Consider the following 19,697-nt stretch of genomic DNA (forward strand, 5'->3'; position numbering starts at 1 on the left):
ACTTGTTAGGCCTACCCTCAAGTAAATCATTGGGAGCGTAACCTGCCCGTATTAACATGAAATACGGGCTTTCAATTTAAGTTGCTGAATGAAGTTGTTTTAATAACACAATCAACGCATTTTTATCAATATACCCCACAGCGTTTAGCCTGGTCAGCTGCTCTCCCTTTGCGTTAAAGAAAAGCATGGTAGGTGTACCGTAAATAGCAAAGAGCCGTTTAATTTTACTGACTTCCTGACTGTCACTCTCACTAATGTTCACCTTGATATTTACTAATCCTGCCATTGCCTTAGCTACTTCAGGCTGATTAAAAACCTTGCTATCCATTTCCTGACAATCACTGCACCAAGTCGCATAAAATTCAAGAAAAACTGCCTTATTTTCTTTTTTGGCAACCAGTAGTTTTTCTTGTATAGCCTGCAAGTTATTAACATGAATAAATGATTCTGCTTCTGATGCAATAACTTTGTTATTTGTCATCAGTGTAGGCACTGCTGAATAAGCAATAATTCCTCCTGAAATAAGCGCAATAACCCCTACTCCTTGAAACAAGCGCCCTAATCCAGTCGATTTAGTTCGCAGACTACCTAAGCTGATACTACCGACAATCAATAATATTGCCCATAAAAGTTTAACGACTTCTTCAGGTAAAATTCGCGCCAACATCCAAATAGCCATGGCGATCATAATGATACCGAAAAATTGCTTGATTTTTATCATCCATGGCCCTGTTTTAGGTAGCAATGAACCGTGACCTGCTCCTACCAAAATCAAAGGTATACCCATCCCTAAAGCCATAACAAAAAGAATCAGCCCCCCCATTCCAGCCTGACCACTTTGGCCAATATAAGTCAGAACACCAATTAATGGCGCAGTGACACATGGCGAAACAATTAAAGTCGAAATAACTCCCATAATCGCGACAGAGGCTAAATTGGTCCTGCCATTTTTCTGGCTAAAAGATGTCAGTTTGGCACTGATTTTCGAAGGCATGCGTAACTCAAATAGACCAAACATGGACAAAGCCATTAGCACAAAGATCAAACTAAAAGCAATGATTACCAAGGGGCGTTGCATTAAAGTTTGTAGGGTACTTCCCATTAAACCTGCAACCATACCAGCAGCAGCATACGTTATCGCCATGCCAAGGACATAACTAAGTGAAAGTTTAAGAGCCTTAGCCGTCGATAAAGAACGTTGCCCCACAATAATACCTGATAAAATAGGGATCATCGGTAGAACGCAAGGGGTAAACGCTAGCAAAATACCAAGACCAAAAAATGCACTTAAATAAACTAAAGCACTATTTCCTTGAATAAAATGCATGATTGTCGTTGGATTGGAACTTTCAAATCCGGGTGAAAATGACCAGACTACATGCGAAATAAGCATGAGCGTCAAGACACTCATAAGGCGTTTGAAATTTTTCATTTTTATTCCTATTAATCAAATTAATAAAGTAATACTGAAGCATTTGATGTATTAGACCTCTTCCAAACTTGCTGAGGAGAGCGAAGTACAAGGAGACGCACAGCGGAGAACCGGAGTGTACATGCCAGCACTGCATCCATGAAGCAATTCGCCCCAGTAGAGTTTGGGAAGAGGTCTATTGATTAATGGGATAAGATAGGTGGTTTAAATAACCTCGAATGCGGTGAAGTAGATTTTAACTGCCGATAGTTATAACAAAGTAAGCCGGCTAGAATAAATAAATATAAATTCTTGGTGATTTGTTCTTCAGTTATGGTGTAAAAAATTGACATTTGACAAGCAGACACTGTGGTCGTTCCACTTGAGCATTTACTGTGAGTAGTCGTGTATTGAATAGGAAAAGGCTGTTTTGATTGTTCATAGGACAGCAATGGCTTTATAGTAAATAAAACCAGACTAACTATAATGATATAATGAAACAATGTAGTCATTACTTTCATGCAGATTATCATAGCAGGCTTGCGTTATTGTGTAAAGATTAATCAAAAATTTTGAACCTCAATCATGCATCAGAAACAATCAAGTCAGTCGATGGTTTCAATGGAATCGAGCAAATGATTGATGTTCCGCCCATGGGCGAATGTCCAAGGTGGATCTTACCACCGTGAGCTTCGATAATAGCCCCTGCAATAGCAACTTCCAAGTCAATACGAAAATCATGTTTAAAATGCGCTATAGCTTTTGCTTGCCCTGCAGAAAGTGTCAACGCTTTATCGTAGATATTAATGCATAAATTATCTTGACTAATTGCGGCCTCCAAAATAATGCTCGTACCCTTGGGGGTATATTTACAAGCCCTTTCTAACAGGGTAGAAAGTACTTTTTCCATTAGAACAGCATCTAAATAAATGAGTGGTAAGTCCTCTTCGAGCAGAGTATCTATTGGATGAGTAGTTATTTTGGCATTAATAACACGCATGGCATTAACAATAATTTCTTCAAAATGACGCCATTGAAGATTTAATTTTAATTCACCGCTTTTTATACGCGCCATCTCCAGTAAATTATTAATTAACCTTTCCATGTGCAGTATTTCTTCTTTTAAAGATTGAGCTAGCTTTTTTTGTAGGGGAGTTAAAGCTGAGTCGGACTTCACTAAAGATTTCGACAAATTGAGCATGGAGGCCATAGGAGTCTTTAAATCATGGGATAATCCGGCTAATAAGGCGTTTCGTATTCGCTCTGACTCCATATGCACAAGAGCGTCTTGAGCAACTTGAATGAAATGAACGCGCTCGAGTGCTAGTGCTGCAAGAGCAGCAAATGTATCAAGTTGCTGCCGCTCTTCTGGTGTTTTCATCCAATGTCGATTTTTGGGTTTAATGATTAATAAGCCTCGTGTACGCATTGGTGCTACAAGAGGCAAATAAAAAAAACTATTCCCAGGCAAAGTGTCGGTGCCATATCCCGCAGCCTCCTTATGATCAAAAGCCCATTGAGCAATGCCCATATCAAAATCTTGCATATTAGAGTTGCTAGACAGTGGTTTTAGACGATCGGCATCATCCGGTAATAATAACCAGGCTCGTGCATTAAACGCATGTAGAATGTACATTCTGGTCGTTTCTAATATGGGCTCTGTTTGCAGCGCACTTAATAATTCGCGCGAAAATTGATACAACCTATGCGTTTGAGATTCTCTCTGCCCCGCTGCAAATATTTGATAACGTAGATTTGATGTTAAATAACCAGTCGTGACTACAATAATAAACATCAATATCAGCATAATCAGATATTGCCTATCTGCAATCAGAGAAGAATAGCGAGGGGTTACAAAAAAGAAATCCAAACCACAAACTGCCACCAGTGAAGCAACAACTGAAGGACCTCGGCCAAAACGAATCGCTATTAACAACAGCATTAATAAGAACAAAAGACCGATATTGACCATGTTAAGTAATGACTCGAACAACTTGACCACTAGAATGGTAAGTAAACTCAACCCAATAACCATCAAATAGTGCTGATAGCCCTTTTTTTGCTTTTGAACTTCATAGTCTACTTCTTTTACTTTTCCTGTCTCAGTATCTTTTATGTTGCCAACAACTAATAAATCCAAATCGGGTGCAAAATTAGCCATCCGTGACAATAGCGAACGACGCCAGAACCGAAAAGAATGGCTCCTTCGACCAAAAACAATTTTCGAAAAATTTTGGTTGCGGGCATAGTCAACTATAGTCAGCAATATGTCCTCACCGGTTAAAATTGATGTCGTCGCACCTAATTCCTCAGCAAGTTTTAATGCCTTTAACGCATACTGACGCTTTGAAAATGGTAAATGCATTAATTGATGCGTTTCAACATAAATAGCATGCCAATCAGCATTTAATTGATTAGCCAGTCTTGCTGTATTGCGGATAACATATTCAGCTCCAGGACGCTCTCCAACACAAGCAAGCAACGCCGTATCAGTTTTCCAAACTTCATTAATCGATTGTTCTACACGATAAGCTTGAACATCTTCTTCGATACGCTCAGCAGTACGCCGTAATGCCAATTCCCGCAAAGCAATTAAATTCCCCTTACGAAAAAAATTTTTTGCAGCTAATTCGCCCTGGGCTCCTTGATAGACTTTTCCTTCCTTTAAGCGCAATAACAAATCATCCGCCGTAATATCCACTATAACCACTTCATCGGCTTTATCAAAAATAGTATCTGGAACTGTTTCAGAAATATGAATATTGGTAATGTCACCTATAACGTCATTTAAACTTTCCAGATGCTGTACGTTGAGCGTGGTAAAAACATCTATATCTGCTTCAAGTAACTCTTCAATGTCTTGCCAACGTTTTGGGTGGCGGGTGCCAGGAATATTAGAATGGGCTAATTCATCCACCAAGATTAGGTCGGGTTTTCTTGCTAATGCAGCATCGATGTCAAATTCAAAAATTTCTTTACCGCGATAATGGATAGCTTTACGGGTAAGGATAGGTAAATCTAATAAAAGGGCATCGGTTTCTTTGCGACCATGGGTTTCCACAAGGCCCACGACGACATCATAGCCCTCTAACTTAAGTTTTCTCGCCTCTGTGAGCATTGCATAGGTTTTTCCCACTCCCGCTGAGGCACCGAAATAAATTCTTAATCTACCCTGAGAAGCTAGTTTCTCTTGGCTTTGCACTTTCGCCAGTAAAATATCAGGGTCGGGTCGCTGGTCATCTATCCCAACCATGGGTTAACTCCCTTGCTTGCCTTTAAAACCATCCCTTTGAAAAACACAATCTATATTTTGTAGCTACCGTTACCAATTGCTACTCAGAAAAATTCCTGCAGCTTGATTTAGAGACATGCTTTTAGCGTTTCCTCTTCCTCAAGGTCGGTATTTTGCTCATGGATTTTCCCTACTTCTTCTTTAAATTTAGCCAAGTGAGACTGTAAAGTGTGCTCGAAATGAGCTTTTTCTTTACTCCGCGGTTTAAATCGCTCCCCTTCATCAATCTTGATCATCAATTGATCGTAGTTTTCTGGATCCTCTTTATATGCTTCAAAAGTATCTTTTAAATCTTGTAGGTACTCTTGTCTTTCCTGAGCTTCAGTTTTATACCCAAAACATCCCAATGCAAATGCAGCAACAGAGCTCATTAAATCACGAAACCAGAATGTTTGAGCCCGCTCTTGCAGATACTCACCAAAAAAGCCCCCCAAGGATGTCTCATCACTAGCTTGTTCACCAAAATATTCTTTTTCAAGGCAAACTCTCGCCTCATTATATTGTTCCTTGTATTGCTCTTCGCTATTTTCGTCTCCAAAAAGCTTTTTCGCATCTTCAGACTGAGGTGCATTGACTTGTTGGAACAAGAACATTTTTGTTTGCTCTTTTTTAATTAATGCTAGTTTTTCCTGCTCAGCTTCCCCTAAAATTTGATTAGATATTCGCGTTACCTCGGTGAATACACTATCCAAAAACGCAATCTCTTTATAGAGTTGCCTCTTATCTTTCTGATAATAACGAGGCAGCATAGAGCGAGGTTTATTGTCTTCTTCTCCATGCTTATATTGAGGCTCCAAAACCTTACGTTTCTCGTTCAAAGCTTGATAAGCTTCATGGATTTCTGTCAGTACGTCTAATGGATTGTTACTCCAAGCTTCCGCACACTTCTCTTTTACAGGACTAATCTTCGCCTTAACTTCCTCAATAAAGGCAAGCTTTTTACTGACTAAAGGATGATTATCAACGGTGTCTAATGCAGACAACTGCTTATCCAATTCTTTGGCTTTTACAAGTAGTGCAAACGAAGGAATAAACTTAGTATCAGACAAGGATCTGACTTCATTTGCTAAGTCACTATAACCTGTATGAATAGTATCCAACCGATTAAGGATGGGAACAATGGTCCTCCTTGCATGCAGTTCAACCATTTGCGATTGGGTTACTGCTAATTTTGTTCGAACCTCTTCAACCTCACTTTGACTGCAATCTTCGATGATTGCAGTTATTTTTTCCTCAAACTGCGCAATGCTTTGTGCTACTATTTTTCTGGCTTCTGAACCAACAGATAAAAAGTCACCAGTTTTCTCATTTAAACTCATAATTTCAGAGTCTATGCCCGTTAGCAGCTCTATTTGAAGTTTTGTCTTAACCTCAGCAAGCTCTCTAAGCATTTTATTGGTAGTAGTTAATTTTTGTTTAACATCAGAATCATTGTTCCCCTCAAAACTCCTGATGCTAACTTTTACCTTGGCTTCCATTTTACTAATATCTATCAGTAAAGTTTCTTTAGCTTTATCGTCAGTAGCAGTTTCCCTTCTCTTTAGTAAATCAGAGAGCTCTTGTTGAATCTCAGCCAATTCGATTAGGGACGCTATAACTGCTTTTCTAGCCTCAATTTGACCAACTATTGCATTAGGTTTTTGATCAAGCTTTATTTTTTGTTGCTTTAGAACTTGAAAGCGCATTCTTGCATCCGTTTCTAATTTTTCCAGCTCTACAGGAATCTCTATTAGTTCCATTTTCGTTTCTTTAATCGAACCTTCTTCGCCCCATTCTTTTTCTTTATACTTAAGCGAACCATCAATTTCTTTACTTACAGTTACTCCAGATGGCTCCTTATAGCTTTTCGCCGTAGAAAATGCACCATGAATATCAATAGCTGCGACTTCATTTTTTACATGCTCCCAATACTCTAAAGCTTGAGCACCGTTCATGGTAACTAGGGAGCGGGTTACTTCATCCAGGAGGTGATTGGCACTATCTTGTAGATCACTAAGCCCACAATCAAGTCTGAAAATACGTTCTTGGATGATAGCTTGCTCATGAACCACGGTAACTAACTGATTACTAAGCTGCGCCTGCAAATGGTCTTGCACATAGGGTTTCCTTTTTTCATTCCACGCAGCTATCTCTTTCGCTTTTGCTTCTTCTAATTGTTTAATTTCTGGAGACTGGTGATATTGTTGTTGTAATGCGTACAAATTATTATCTGCCATGTTTTGATGAGTTGGCAGGACATCTTTTTCACGAATGTTAACCACCAACTCTGCTTCTATTTGCTCAAGTTTTTTGTTGATATCTTGTATAAGATAATAATTGTCTAAATCAAAACCGCTGGCTCCTAATGGATTATAGTGAGAGGCATAGTTGGAAACATTTGTCCAAAAGCCCCTCCACCCACTCGCATCCTTGATTTGCTTATATAAACCATCAATCCATTCTGATTCTTTTGGATTGCCACCTATTTCCAAATATTTTTTCAATTCTTCTTGAGGAACTTGTTTCTCAGGGATGTAAATATCAGTACTTTCGGTTAAAGCTTTTTTATATTGTAACAACGCTTCTTGCGCCTCTCTAAGAAAAACACGACGCTCTTCAGCCCTAGTGTCAAATTTTTTCTCAATTTCATTGAATTGAGGTTCATATCTTTTCTCAATTTCATCTCTAGCCGGCCAATACTGGTCATGGGTAAATCGCTCGAGTCCTACTTTCGCTTGAATCTCTTTTGCACTGGCAGCCTTTGTGCTTTTATAAAGTTCTCCAATATCCCTACCCATTTCACGCAACTTTTCACTCCTAACCTTCGCCGAAAGAGTATTCAACTTTTCTTGCAGGCTTATAATATAATTCTTTATCTCTCCAATGTGTTGTTCTTGTATACTCAATAATTGCCCTTTTGCTTCTTTGAGGGCACGTCCATAGGATTTTCTATCCAGCGTACTGAGCTCCTCTGGGCATGGATTGTTTACTTCAAAATCCCTATAAGTAACCCCTGCTTTTTCCTCAAACTCCTCCAAATAAGCCTTTACCTCCCTAAGTGTCTTCTCACAAGCGTCAGCATCATTAGGAATTTGACCAGGCTGGTAGGAAGCAGGAGGAATTGCCACAGCAAAGCCGGCCGCGATAGCTCCCTGAAGCTGCGCTAGGAAAGTTGGGACAGTTTGTGCAAAAAATTGCTCTTCCGCTATCGCTTTCTGTTTTTGAAGATATTCTTCTAACCGTTGTGAGTTAGAGGCATCTTTCATTTTTTGATAAGTCTTATCCAGTGATGTCTTGATAGGTTCTTCAGAGTATTTTACTTGTTCTGGATCATTAAAAACTTGTACCCACTCATCAATCACCTCATCGTCACTTACCAGTTTGTTTTTGCCTAATCGTGAGAAGAGAGGAGAAGAAACTTTAATAGATGCCGGCAAACTTTGCTTAATACCATTAATCTCAAATTCGCCCTGATTTTCAGCTTGCCATTGCTCAGTCTGCTCCACAAATACTCTGCGGGCCTCTCGAAGCTCATGTAATTTTTGAGGTAGAGACTCAATGATTTCTTTCAACTCTTGGGAAGATACAGGAGGTTTTTTTAAACGGCCTTCAATTGAGAGAACATAATCACCTATCTCTCTCTCCTTTTTTTCAAACTCTTTTTCTTTTTTCCATATCGTATTCTCACGCTCCTTCACAAAAGAGAAAAAAGCTTTGACTTCAGCAACTTTCTCTGGGGAGTGCATTTCATAGGCCTCTAATCGCGGATTCAAAACCTTCAGCATATCAAGCATCTGTTGTTTAGCTGGCTCCCGTATTGGTACGAGAAGAAAACTCTCATAAATATTTTCCATAACTTCAGGGCTAAGAGCATCATTCAAAAATTTTTGCAAAGCTTTCCCTACTTCATAGGTTCTTTGATCAACGATTTTTGGCACCCACTCACGTGAATCTAAAAAATTGAGGGCTCGTGTAATCGTTCCCCCATTCTTCATAGCTAAAGCATAACCATCGGCAGCACTTTGAGTAATAATTAAAGCTGCCTGGAGTGCATTAAACGAATATTCCTCTAATTTCTTTTTATTGTCCTCAACAAACTCAGTAATGCTTACAGATTTCTCTTCTGAAAGGGCTATTCGAAGTCCATACGAGTCAGGGGATTTGGGGAGTAAGCTAGGATCGACAAAGAAAGTGCGCGCTAATTCCTTATTATCTAAAACTGCACTATCTTTCGGAGAAGGAGTCTTATTATTTATTTTTATAAGTGCTTGCTGAAATTCTTTAATTTTTTCAAATATATCAGTCATTTATTCACCTTAAATTTTCAGCAATTCATGCTTACTAAGCCTATGCTACTGGCTTCATTATAATTCCCTTTTATGAACTAAATATTAACAGTTTAGATAACAGAGGGGCTTTTTGTAAAGAATTGAATTTTTTATACAAGCTAAATAATAATTTTTATATATTTCACCAGATTAGTTAGAAAGCTTAATTTCATCCAACGCTAGATTCAGCCTTAATACATTGACTCGGGGTTCTCCAAAAATCCCTCCATATCGCGGTTGAGTGTATTGTATGATTAAAGCATGAAGTTCATTGATAGTCATTTGCCGCTCACGCGCGATTCGCGATACTTGATAGAATGCAGCCGCCAAGCTGATATCAGGATCCAGGCCACTAGCAGAAGCCGTCACCAAATCAATAGGAATAAGTAAGGTATTTTGAGGATCAGCTGCTTTTAAAGCCGCAATTCTTGTTTTTATAATAGCAATTTTTTCTGGATTAGTAGGTCCTAGATTTGACCCGTTTGATGATGCTGCATTGTTTGGTATTGGCGTAGTAGCCGAAGGACGCCCCCAAAAATAGTGATTCGCAGAAAAAGATTGACCAATTAGAGAGGAACCGACAAGTTGGCCATTATGGATTAAAAGACTTCCTTCTGCTTGTGTAGGGAAAACAATTCGTCCTATCAAAGTGATCACTGCGGGATAAAATACTGTACAAATCAAAGAGAGTAAGAGAAAGAGAACTAGTGCAGGTCGGAAGTTAGTACTCATCATCACTCCTAAATAAAATGCAACAAGGCTAACAACATATCAATTAATTTGATACCTACAAACGGCACAATAATGCCGCCTAAACCGTATATGAGGAGGTTGCGGCGCAAAAGTGAAACAGCACCTATGGAACGATAGCGCACGCCTTTTAATGCCAAAGGAATAAGAGCAATAATAATCAATGCGTTAAAAATAACCGCCGACAAAATAGCAGAAGAAGGGCTATTTAAATGCATAATGTTCAAGGCGCTTAATTGAGGATAAGTGCTCACAAAAGCAGCGGGAATGATTGCAAAATATTTTGCAATATCATTGGCAATGGAAAAAGTCGTTAATGAACCACGAGTAATTAACATTTGTTTGCCAATCTCAACAATTTCTAACAGTTTGGTGGGGTTCGAATCCAAATCTACCATATTTCCCGCTTCTTTTGCGGCCTGTGTCCCAGAATTCATAACAACAGCCACATCAGCTTGTGCTAATGCTGGTGCATCATTGGTACCATCCCCAGTCATAGCTACCAACCGCCCTTCTGCTTGATATTGACGAATTAACTTTAATTTTTGTTCCGGGGTTGCCTCAGAAAGAAAATCATCTACTCCAGCCTCAGCTGCAATAGCAGCAGCTGTCAGTTGATTATCTCCTGTAATCATCACTGTTTTGATACCCATACGACGCAATTTGGCAAAGCGCTCTCTGATCCCGCCCTTAACAATATCTTTAAGCTCAACAATCCCCATAACTTGACCATCATCGACTACAACTAAGGGGGTACTACCTCGTTTTGCCGTTTCTTCTACTTTTTGTGCCACTTCTCTAGGGTACATTTTTCCCAGTGACTCGACATATTCTTTGATTGCATCGGCAGCACCTTTGCGAATGGTACGGCTATCAAAATCAACCCCGCTCATTCTTGTTTGTGCAGAAAAGGGGATAAAAGTTGCATTATGAGTAGCAATGGTGCGCTCGCGAAGGTTAAAACGCTTTTTAGCCAGTATCGCAATACTTCGCCCTTCAGGCGTTTCGTCAGGGAGTGAGGCTAGTTGAGCAATATCAGCTAGTTGTTGTTCCGTTATCCCTGGCGCGGGAATAAACGATGCTGCTTCGCGATTTCCTAAAGTAATTGTTCCTGTTTTATCGAGCAATAAAACATCAACATCACCAGCAGCTTCAATAGCCCGCCCGGAAATCGCAACGACATTCGCTTGCATCATACGGCTCATTCCAGCCACACCAATTGCAGAAAGCAAGCCTCCTATTGTAGTGGGAATTAAGCACACGAGAAGGGCAATTAATGCAGTCATCGATATAGGTGTGCCTGTGGCCGCAATTTCCACCGAAAACAAAGAGAAGGGCAATAGAGAGGCTGTCACGACTAGAAAAATAATAGTCAAAGCTATTAATAAGATATTTAATGCAATTTCATTAGGGGTTTTACGCCGTTTTGCTCCTTCTACCATAGCGATCATTTGATCAATAAATGTTTCGCCAGGATTTGCTAATACTTCCACGACTAACCAATCGGATAATAGCCGCGTTCCCCCTGTCACAGTAGAAAAATCACCACCAGACTCACGAATTACAGGAGCAGACTCTCCTGTAATCGCACTTTCATCAACAGTTGCCACTCCATCAATCACTTGACCATCAGCAGGAATAATATCGCCCGCTTCAACCAATACAGTCATTCCCCTGCGTAAATTTGTAGCGACATTTGGTGACCATTTAGCACCATACTTAGGCTTAGCTAACCTTTTTGCTGTAACCGTTTTCTTTAATGCCCTTAAAGAATCAGCCTGAGCTTTACTACGACTTTCAGCCAGAGATTCAGCAAAATTGGCAAATAATACGGTGAACCATAGCCATACTGAGATAGCCAAAATAAAGTCAGGGCTTGCTTCACCTTGTCCCAATATCGCTTGAATAAATAATATAAAAGTAAAGATACTGCCAATGTAAACAACAAACATAACAGGGCTTCGCCACTGAATGCGAGGATCTAATTTTTTAAATGCGCCCCAAATAGCCTTACCTAATAATTTAGAATCAAAAAATACCACACGTTTAGACGACATACAGGCTTCCCTACCTGGTTAAAAACTGTAGTTGCTCAATGATGGGGGCCAATGCAAGAGCAGGTATATAATTTAAAATCCCTAGAAGAATGACAGTTCCTATCAATAATAAAATGAATAAAGGGCCATGAGTTGGCATAGTTCCCACATTTATTGAGATTCGTTTTTTGCGAGCCAGAGAACCTGCAATAGCCAAAACAGGGACGATCATTCCAAACCGTCCAAACCAAATTACAATAGCTAATAATGTATTATAAAATGGGGTATTCGTTAATAATCCAGCGAAAGCACTACCATTATTGTTACCTGCTGAAGTAAATGCGTAGAGTATCTCAGAGAATCCATGAGGTCCGGGATTCGCTACTCCGACTTTACCAGCCTGAAAACTCACCGCAATCGCGGTTCCTACTAAGACCAAAATTGGTGTTATGAGTACGGTTATTGACGCCATTTTCATCTCGTAGGCTTGGATTTTTTTTCCTAAATATTCTGGAGTGCGGCCAATCATTAAACCAGAAATAAAAACGGCTAAAATAGCAAAAATAAGCATACTATACAGTCCAGCCCCTACTCCCCCAAATATTACTTCACCCAATTGCATAAATACCAACGGTATCATACCCCCAATGGGATAATAAGAATCATGCATGGAATTGACCGCTCCACAAGAAGCACTTGTGGTTAACGAGGCAAATAAGGTCGAAGCACTGATTCCAAAACGGGTTTCTTTACCCTCCATATTGCCACCTGATTGTAAAGGGGTATAGGATTGATCTAGACCCAATGCTGTCAAACCAGGATCTTCTTGTTGCTCTGCATGAAATATACTCATGACAAGTACTACAAAAATTAAGAGCATCGCACCCAATATTGCCCAACTCTGTCTTCTATCTCCAACCATCACTCCAAAAGTAAAACAAAGACCTACAGGTATAATAAAAATCGCTAACATCTGTAAAAAATTACTCAATGGCGCTGGATTCTCATAAGGATGGGCAGAGTTTGTATTAAAGAAGCCCCCTCCATTAGTCCCCAAAAGTTTAATTGCCTCTTGCGACGCTACAGGCCCCATTGCCAAAGTTTGACTTTCAATATTATAGCTTTCTGCGACCAGATTACCCTCTATAGCTTGCTTCATTTGCGTATAATGGATAGGGTCTATTAGTTGAGCTTGCTTATAAGGTGAGAAATTTTGAATCACACCTTGACTCATGAGAGCAATGGCCAAAACAGTCGATAAAGGGATTAATACGTAGAGTATGGAGCGCGTCAGATCTACCCAAAAATTACCAATTGTCTCCATCGAATGCGATCTGAACCCACGAATCAAAGCGAATAATACTGCCATTCCCGTAGCGGCTGAAAAGAAATTTTGTCCCGTTAAAGCAACCATCTGAGTCAAATAGCTCATAGTTTCTTCACCACTATAGCTCTGCCAATTAGTATTTGTAACAAAGCTAATAGCGGTATTAAACGCTAAGTCAGGGTTTATGCTGGGAAAATTTTGCGGATTAAGTGGCAGCCAGTTTTGAAGACGTTGAAAACCATAAACGGCAAAAACCCCAATCACGTTAAAGATCAATAACGACATTGCATAAGTTTTCCAACTCATCACCACATCTTGAGAGGTAGCTGCTAATCGATAAAACCATTTTTCAAATCGTATAAGCCAACCAAAGCCATAAATGATTTTTCCCTCAGCAACTTTTACCATGTATAGGCCGAGAGGATAAGCAAAAAGGAATAGCACTATAAGAAATACAATCAATAGCAGCAGTGATTGAAATGCCATCAGAGTACCTCAGCCTTTAATAAGGCAATAATCAGGTAAACCAATAAGGCGACTGCAACAACTCCTCCAATCCAATAGAAAAGACTCATTAATCTTCTCCAAGCTTATCGCAACCGATAATAAGTGCTGCAGTTAGTAATAAACACAGAAGGAGACTTGCCAGGTAAATAACATCCATATTTATCCCTATTCAACCTAAAAATTCTTGCGTTCAATTTTAGCGTTAACTAGGGTCTGTTTACAATTCGCTAGCTTGAGCCGAAAGTCTTGATTTTCGAACATTATAGCGCAGCATACTTGAAGGGCATGAGCAACGAAGCACAGAAAATCAAAACTTTTCAGCCAAGATAGTAGAGTTGTAAACAGAGCCTAAATAACAGAATTCATTTGTGAAGTATCAATACCTAGTAATCTATCAATGGGAGGCCTTAGGCAATATTTTTATATCTGGGTCTTTTGCATAAGCATTAAGAATATCTGTGACCAATTGCTCAACCACGGATGCTTTAGCATCCTCTTCAATCAGGCCAGTCTGTTCTCTCATCGATGCTAAACGTACTTCAATTTCTCTCGCGACTGAACCATTGGGAAATAGATTAGCGAGCAACCTTCGTGCCTCCGCAGGACCTAAATGACGATAAAGTTGATTACGAACCGTCGCATCTTCTGCGGTGGTGCTAAATGCCCATAATTCCACGGGGCCTAAGGTGAGAGTAAGTAACTGCACGTTAACACCACTTTTTGTTGCGTATTGTACAAGAAACGTCGCTCCTCCCATACGAGGCCCATGAACCCGAGTACGCAGTGCCGTTTTAGCAGTATTAGACAATCCAAAAATTTGACTTGTTTTTTCCACTGCCTGTGAAGGGCCAGCATCCATCACGTAAATTGCTGTACTGAAATCAATCATAATGGCATCGAAATCATCAACAGATTGCGACAGCAAGGCAATTTGTACTTTCCATTTACGACCTTCCCGCATATCAATAATCACTTGATCACGCACAGCAGAAGATTTTGAAGTGCGATGGAATTCATCATAGACAATGCGTTTAGGATCTTCTCTAATTTCCAGAACTCTTTCCTTATGATATTCCTGGTATTGCTCTGGAATATTATTCAAACTTTCTTCTGTTAGATAATAATGACGTGCCAACACATAACGAGCTAACATATACATTACCGATGTTTGTCTGTCTGCAGCATCCCCCCCACTTTTAGCCACCTCGTCCAAATCAAGAGAAACAACACGCGCATCACCAATATCAAAACTAGTCACTCTCGACAAAATAGGATATTCGCGAACTGCACCAGAGATCATACGAGAAAAAGCATTAATCAATGATTCGCCGGTAGGCGCCGTTACTTTTTCATACAAATCTTCAATAGATGGAGTACGGCAAATGGACGCAGCGTCTGCAAGAAGGGGCATGGCGTAACGCTGAGCAAGCATTGCTTCATGAACAAAGCCCGCTGAATAAAGAGAGTCTGTTACTTCCCACCAGGTTGATTTGGAATCTTTAACAAAACCAATTTCTTCTAAAATACTATCAATAAACTCTTCTACGCCGGAAGCATAGGGAGTGGGATTGAACTCGTCAGCGAGGCTCTTATAAAGCTCATCAACCACCATCCCAGCCAAATCTGCCATACCATCATAAGGCTTTGCCGCTCCGAGTGGTGTTGTTAGCAACGTTAAAAAATTTACCAAAAATGCACGTTCCAAAGCTGTAGGATAGCGACAACCCAACTGAGTATCAAAAGGATTAATTGAGTAGTCAGGAGTCATTCGTAAGCGATGGTAGGCTACTAAATGTCGTTGAGACGCAGGAAGAGCTTCTCTCAGCAAAGAAATTAAGCCACTACTGGAAGGTCCGATATCGATAATTGCAATACGAGGTAAACGGGTTAATCCACCTGAGAGACAAAGTGCTAAATTAAGTGCATTTGATAAAACAGACTTACCCGATCCTGGACGCGCATAAACCAAATCAATCCATGTTGTTTGTTGTGTAGAGCCTGGCTGGAATGGCCAAGGCTTACCATCTGGCGTACGAAATAATAACGCACCAGTTTCCCATAGAGATGCCGGCCTCGTAATTGGCAGCATAGAAATGACATGAGATAAGGGAGCGACAGAAGGAACTGCTGCACTTTTCAATGTGGTTGCTAACATACTGGAAACAAATCCAGCAAAGGGATCGCCACAAATCTCTGAAACATCTGTAGAACCCCAACCTTGAATAGCTTTAACCAATTCCGAACTTCGTCTTCTTAATAACGGTAATTGATCCTCAGGAGCCCAAGTAGTTGCTACCACCCGTAAGCGAACGATTGCATCATCCGTGTTAAGCTGCAAATACTTTAATAGGTTAACAGAGTCACTAATTAATCGGTTTTGTGCAGAAGAGAAACTTAAAATTGCGGACAACAACCCTTTAAGCTTCAACGTATTTAATCCTTCACTTTCGATTAAAAAAGAAATGCGCCAAGGAATATGTGAAGGCAAAATACGTGCAAATAAACTAATAAAAGGCCGAATGTCCTTAGGAAAAAGATCGATAAATACAGACGAATATAATTTGTTTCCGACTTTGACCGTTCTTAAATCCAAAGACTCAACATCACGAGGAATGACTTGCTTTGCGAGAGACGGCCATAGCAGATCAGAAGGGTCGCCATCAAACCCGTTAATTTCACGAGGTAATATTTTGTCACCCGGCAAAGCGGCCTGCCAATCATCAGCAGTAAAATCAGGGTCCGCCGTCATACGGATAGCATGCACAGCCTCATGCACATCCATTAATCTTGCAATGATATTTAATGCATCCAAGTCATTCATAATAGCGCGCACATACGCTTCATGGGTATCTCGTAACTCAGGTATAGCTGCGTAAATAGTTTGCGTATTCTTAAACGGTGGCGCTTTTAAATCTCTAAGCATCTTCATCTTCGCTTTAGATGCTGTTTTTAACTGCTCTTGAGGCAGATTATAAGGGCGGGTGTATAGCACAAAATATACACGCTCTTCGGCACAATATTGCGCCAAAAAATTGACCCGCTCAGTAAATAAATCATCGAGCGATAACTCTAATCTTTTGGCAGTCGCCTCAGCAGGCGCATAAACATCTTGTATAACCTTTTTTATATTCTGTTTATCATGGCTAAAATATACTTGCAAAGAATGACCAGGACGCCCCATTGCTGCCTGGAAAGCATTGCTTAAACCCTCTACCAAACGTTCAAACTCTTCCGCACCTGCAAGTGCAGTAATACCTTCAACTTTAAGAATCGATAACAAACTACCATCATGATTCACCAAAACAGTCGGACTATCTGCTGTTTCTAAATCACAATAGGCCTCAGTCGTTTGTTTCAATGATGTACTTAGCCAGGCAAAAAAGGTATCAACACCTTCAAAAAATGACTCTGCCCATTTCCCCATGTCATTTCCTATTATTAACTAATCAATTTAGTAACCCTTTTGGGTACAACTTAGAAGTCACTCACTCTTTATTTATTCTCTGTAATTTCTTCCAATGCACTAGCAGCCCAACGCTCAATTTGCTTGCGAAATTTGGCTCGAGAAGGTAGTAACCGAATATTTTTAAATAAATTCTCAGCTACATCTGGAGTAACAGCTGAATCAATAATCAACTGTCCAAAAATTGCAGGGTCACTAGTACCTTCTCCATATTTTTCTTCAACAATTTGAGAACGAAATTTAAAACTTCTATAAATATTTTGAGCACTACTTTTATAACCTGTATCATTGGTGATAGCACAAAATAATACATGGCATAAGCTATTTAATTCTGCCTGGCTAAGTTCTGGAAGATAAACTAGAGTTCCTCCGCCATATCCCCCGACACCAACGGACTCAATAAAAAAACATTGGGCACAAAAACAACAAGCCGTTGCCAAATTTGATAATCGATTGTTAGTGAAATCGTAATCAACATTCACTATTTCTTGAAAGAGTTTGGCTTGGAACCCACAGAACTGACAAGTGTAGCGATCGCGCTGAAAAACTTTCAATTCGAAAGCTTTAAAACGCTCATCAGCCTTCCTGGCAGAATATAAACGCCAAGAACCCGCACTCGCTGTAAGTTTCAAATTACCACGTTCTTGGTGACCTGCCATTTAATACTCACAATAGCAAAACTATAAATAAAAAATTTAGTAAAAAAAATCAGGAAGACAAGTACTTGTCTTCCTGATTCTACATTTACTCTTAACCGCCAGAACCAGTGAAGATAGTTCCAGTAGGACCTGCCACAGACCCTGCTTCACCAAACATAGTTTGACCTGTAACACCTAGAATAGAAGGTAGGAACAATAAAGCTGCTGCGATAAATACAAGTGCAATAGGAGTACCAATCGGTATTTGCGTTGGGTTATCTTTGTGCTGTTTAAATTTCATAATCGCACCAATAGAAAAACCAAGACCCGCCAAATACGAACCTGCAGTAATCAACTTAGCAACACTAGTGAACGAACCTGTAATACTAGATGCCATATTCCCCAAAGTTTTACTACTCGCAGCTACCTCACCTGCAAAGACCATTAAACCAAGGCAAGCAGTAAATATAAGCAGCTGTTTCAAATTGTGCTTTAAATTTAATGGCTTATTCACTTAATTTCTCCTTCTAAAAACAGTTAACTAGTACCATAAATTGTATTATTAATGATTTGAAGCGTCGCCACAATGTTCATTGCTAAAATACCGCCAAAAACATGTACTAACCCCTTTCCTGTTCCACCTGGTGGCTGTCCCTGTGAAGCAGAACGAGCGATAAGAACCCATCCTCTCACAAAAGCAATCACACCTAGTGTTTGAATTATTATTGCTATAGGTCTACCTATTGTGCTTCCAGTACCAAATACTGCTGTTATTGCCTGATTGTCGCTATTTACAGGAGCGTATTGTAAAATACTGGATGAACCAAAAGTAGTTTGCAATAAAATTGCCAATCCTGTAGGGAAATAAATAAATATCCCAGCCACTAACAGATAAGCTAAAGGCTCTTTTATACTAGTACTGGTGGACATCATGGTTCTTGATTCACCGTATGCTTTTAAACTATATATTGCTTTAAATGCAAATGCCAGACCTATTAAATAAGCAGCTCCAGTAACCAAGCGCTCAACTGGTAACAAATTATTAGCAATATTATTCAATATATCGGCTTGATTATTTAACCAATTAATAACTGAATTACCAGTATTATTTCCACTAGACATAAATTGCCTCAACTATCTTGCTGGCTAAACCTTATCACTCTACCAGAACTTGTTACGACCCTTCCCTGTCTAGAATCAACCATTTTTACAACACCATAACCTGCTATTTGTGTTCCTTCTCTTACCGTAATTGTAGACCCATTTTGCGCAATTAACCACGCTCTTCCTGGTATTATAGCCTGAATAAAATAAGTAGGTGGCGGTGGTGCTTTTACTACTATACGTTTTAAAGTTTTTGGCTTTGTTCGTAATGTTATTATAGCCATTTCTTTGGATTGTTCCTCGACCCTAGCTACAATAACAGTTAATGCCTGATTCAATTGAGCTATCTTAGTAGCCAGTGCATTAAGGTTTGTATTAATCGTTGCCAACTGACTATTCACTGCATCCATTTCAGAACGGAGATTTTGCTGACTTACTTCAAGAGCTGATAATCTTTGATTAATTTGGGAGTTATCTTCACTTGGGGGCGGCTGCACTACTGGCGTTGTAGTTTGCGCAGTTGGTGGCGGCTCAGTAGGCGTTACAACAGGCTGTTCCTGTGGCTGAGGTTGTGGTGTTATCTGTTGCGAAGTAGTCGCTGCAATAGGCGGTACATCAGACGTTTGTGGTTTCTTTGTAAAAAGAGGTCCTAAGAATTTATAAGCAAGCATAACAACAACTATTATGACCACTGCCACTAGAGCATTACGTCTAATATTCGTACTACCCTCCCCTTTTTTTGCAGCGGGAGTCTGAGTAGCCGCATCCTCTTCTGCTGCATCTGGACTAATAACATCCAGATCCGAAAATTGATACTCATCACCATATTCATTTTTTTCTTCTTTGTCATCATCTACCATGT

General features: G+C 39.8%; 13 protein-coding genes. All 13 read right to left on the bottom strand.

Translation table 11 applies throughout. The features are described from left to right. Nucleotides 1-76: 76 nt before the first annotated feature. Nucleotides 77-1,432, bottom strand: coding sequence for a protein-disulfide reductase DsbD (gene dsbD, locus Lbru_RS04160; RefSeq protein WP_058440934.1), 1,356 nt, complete (start codon nucleotides 1,430-1,432; stop codon nucleotides 77-79). Between the two features lie 182 nt (nucleotides 1,433-1,614). Then, nucleotides 1,615-1,944 (bottom strand): lpg1681 family protein, encoded by a 330-nt coding sequence (locus Lbru_RS18120; protein ID WP_476630052.1) that lies wholly within the window; start codon nucleotides 1,942-1,944, stop codon nucleotides 1,615-1,617. A gap of 50 nt (nucleotides 1,945-1,994) precedes the next feature. Further along, nucleotides 1,995-4,664, bottom strand: a complete 2,670-nt coding sequence (locus Lbru_RS04165; RefSeq protein WP_058440935.1) for a DUF4118 domain-containing protein — start codon at nucleotides 4,662-4,664, stop codon at nucleotides 1,995-1,997. A gap of 107 nt (nucleotides 4,665-4,771) precedes the next feature. Then, a complete protein-coding gene (locus tag Lbru_RS04170; RefSeq protein ID WP_058440936.1) occupies nucleotides 4,772-8,989 on the bottom strand; it encodes a hypothetical protein in 4,218 nt (1,405 codons plus the stop codon). A 171-nt stretch (nucleotides 8,990-9,160) separates the two neighbouring features. After that, a complete protein-coding gene (gene kdpC, locus Lbru_RS04175; RefSeq protein WP_058440937.1) occupies nucleotides 9,161-9,742 on the bottom strand; it encodes a potassium-transporting ATPase subunit KdpC in 582 nt (193 codons plus the stop codon). A gap of 8 nt (nucleotides 9,743-9,750) precedes the next feature. Beyond that, entirely contained in the window at nucleotides 9,751-11,817 is a 2,067-nt protein-coding gene (gene kdpB / locus Lbru_RS04180) for a potassium-transporting ATPase subunit KdpB (RefSeq protein WP_058440938.1), read from the bottom strand. A gap of 10 nt (nucleotides 11,818-11,827) precedes the next feature. Beyond that, a complete protein-coding gene (kdpA, locus tag Lbru_RS04185) occupies nucleotides 11,828-13,609 on the bottom strand; it encodes a potassium-transporting ATPase subunit KdpA (RefSeq protein ID WP_058440939.1) in 1,782 nt (593 codons plus the stop codon). Beyond that, nucleotides 13,609-13,698: a K(+)-transporting ATPase subunit F gene (gene kdpF / locus Lbru_RS04190; protein WP_058440940.1), complete on the bottom strand. Its 90-nt coding sequence runs from the start codon at nucleotides 13,696-13,698 to the stop codon at nucleotides 13,609-13,611. The genes kdpA and kdpF overlap by 1 nt, the downstream gene beginning before the upstream one ends. 326 nt (nucleotides 13,699-14,024) lie before the next feature. After that, nucleotides 14,025-17,054, bottom strand: coding sequence for a type IV secretion protein IcmB (locus tag Lbru_RS04195; RefSeq protein WP_058440941.1), 3,030 nt, complete (start codon nucleotides 17,052-17,054; stop codon nucleotides 14,025-14,027). Nucleotides 17,055-17,122: 68 nt separating this feature from the next. Then, nucleotides 17,123-17,752 (bottom strand): type IVB secretion system protein IcmJDotN, encoded by a 630-nt coding sequence (gene icmJ, locus Lbru_RS04200; protein ID WP_058440942.1) that lies wholly within the window; start codon nucleotides 17,750-17,752, stop codon nucleotides 17,123-17,125. Between the two features lie 91 nt (nucleotides 17,753-17,843). Further along, entirely contained in the window at nucleotides 17,844-18,176 is a 333-nt protein-coding gene (locus Lbru_RS04205) for a type IV secretion protein IcmD (protein ID WP_083500819.1), read from the bottom strand. A gap of 92 nt (nucleotides 18,177-18,268) precedes the next feature. Beyond that, nucleotides 18,269-18,853, bottom strand: a complete 585-nt coding sequence (locus tag Lbru_RS04210; protein WP_058440944.1) for a hypothetical protein — start codon at nucleotides 18,851-18,853, stop codon at nucleotides 18,269-18,271. Nucleotides 18,854-18,861: 8 nt separating this feature from the next. Continuing rightward, complete coding sequence (gene icmG, locus Lbru_RS04215) at nucleotides 18,862-19,695, bottom strand: type IVB secretion system protein IcmG/DotF (RefSeq protein ID WP_058440945.1); 834 nt, start codon at nucleotides 19,693-19,695, stop codon at nucleotides 18,862-18,864. Nucleotides 19,696-19,697: the final 2 nt, after the last annotated feature.

Source organism: Legionella brunensis (assembly GCF_001467025.1).
GTDB classification, from domain to species: Bacteria; Pseudomonadota; Gammaproteobacteria; order Legionellales; family Legionellaceae; genus Tatlockia; species Tatlockia brunensis.

What these genes read in the sequence shown, in the direction of transcription:
- dsbD (WP_058440934.1), bottom strand. Translation starts at nt 1,432, where the DNA reads ATGAAAAATTTCAAACGCCTTATGAGTGTCTTGACGCTCATGCTTATT.
- Lbru_RS18120 (WP_476630052.1), bottom strand. Translation starts at nt 1,944, where the DNA reads ATGATAATCTGCATGAAAGTAATGACTACATTGTTTCATTATATCATT.
- Lbru_RS04165 (WP_058440935.1), bottom strand. Translation starts at nt 4,664, where the DNA reads ATGGTTGGGATAGATGACCAGCGACCCGACCCTGATATTTTACTGGCG.
- Lbru_RS04170 (WP_058440936.1), bottom strand. Translation starts at nt 8,989, where the DNA reads ATGACTGATATATTTGAAAAAATTAAAGAATTTCAGCAAGCACTTATA.
- kdpC (WP_058440937.1), bottom strand. Translation starts at nt 9,742, where the DNA reads ATGAGTACTAACTTCCGACCTGCACTAGTTCTCTTTCTCTTACTCTCT.
- kdpB (WP_058440938.1), bottom strand. Translation starts at nt 11,817, where the DNA reads ATGTCGTCTAAACGTGTGGTATTTTTTGATTCTAAATTATTAGGTAAG.
- kdpA (WP_058440939.1), bottom strand. Translation starts at nt 13,609, where the DNA reads ATGGCATTTCAATCACTGCTGCTATTGATTGTATTTCTTATAGTGCTA.
- kdpF (WP_058440940.1), bottom strand. Translation starts at nt 13,698, where the DNA reads ATGAGTCTTTTCTATTGGATTGGAGGAGTTGTTGCAGTCGCCTTATTG.
- Lbru_RS04195 (WP_058440941.1), bottom strand. Translation starts at nt 17,054, where the DNA reads ATGGGGAAATGGGCAGAGTCATTTTTTGAAGGTGTTGATACCTTTTTT.
- icmJ (WP_058440942.1), bottom strand. Translation starts at nt 17,752, where the DNA reads ATGGCAGGTCACCAAGAACGTGGTAATTTGAAACTTACAGCGAGTGCG.
- Lbru_RS04205 (WP_083500819.1), bottom strand. Translation starts at nt 18,176, where the DNA reads ATGGTCTTTGCAGGTGAGGTAGCTGCGAGTAGTAAAACTTTGGGGAAT.
- Lbru_RS04210 (WP_058440944.1), bottom strand. Translation starts at nt 18,853, where the DNA reads ATGTCTAGTGGAAATAATACTGGTAATTCAGTTATTAATTGGTTAAAT.
- icmG (WP_058440945.1), bottom strand. Translation starts at nt 19,695, where the DNA reads ATGGTAGATGATGACAAAGAAGAAAAAAATGAATATGGTGATGAGTAT.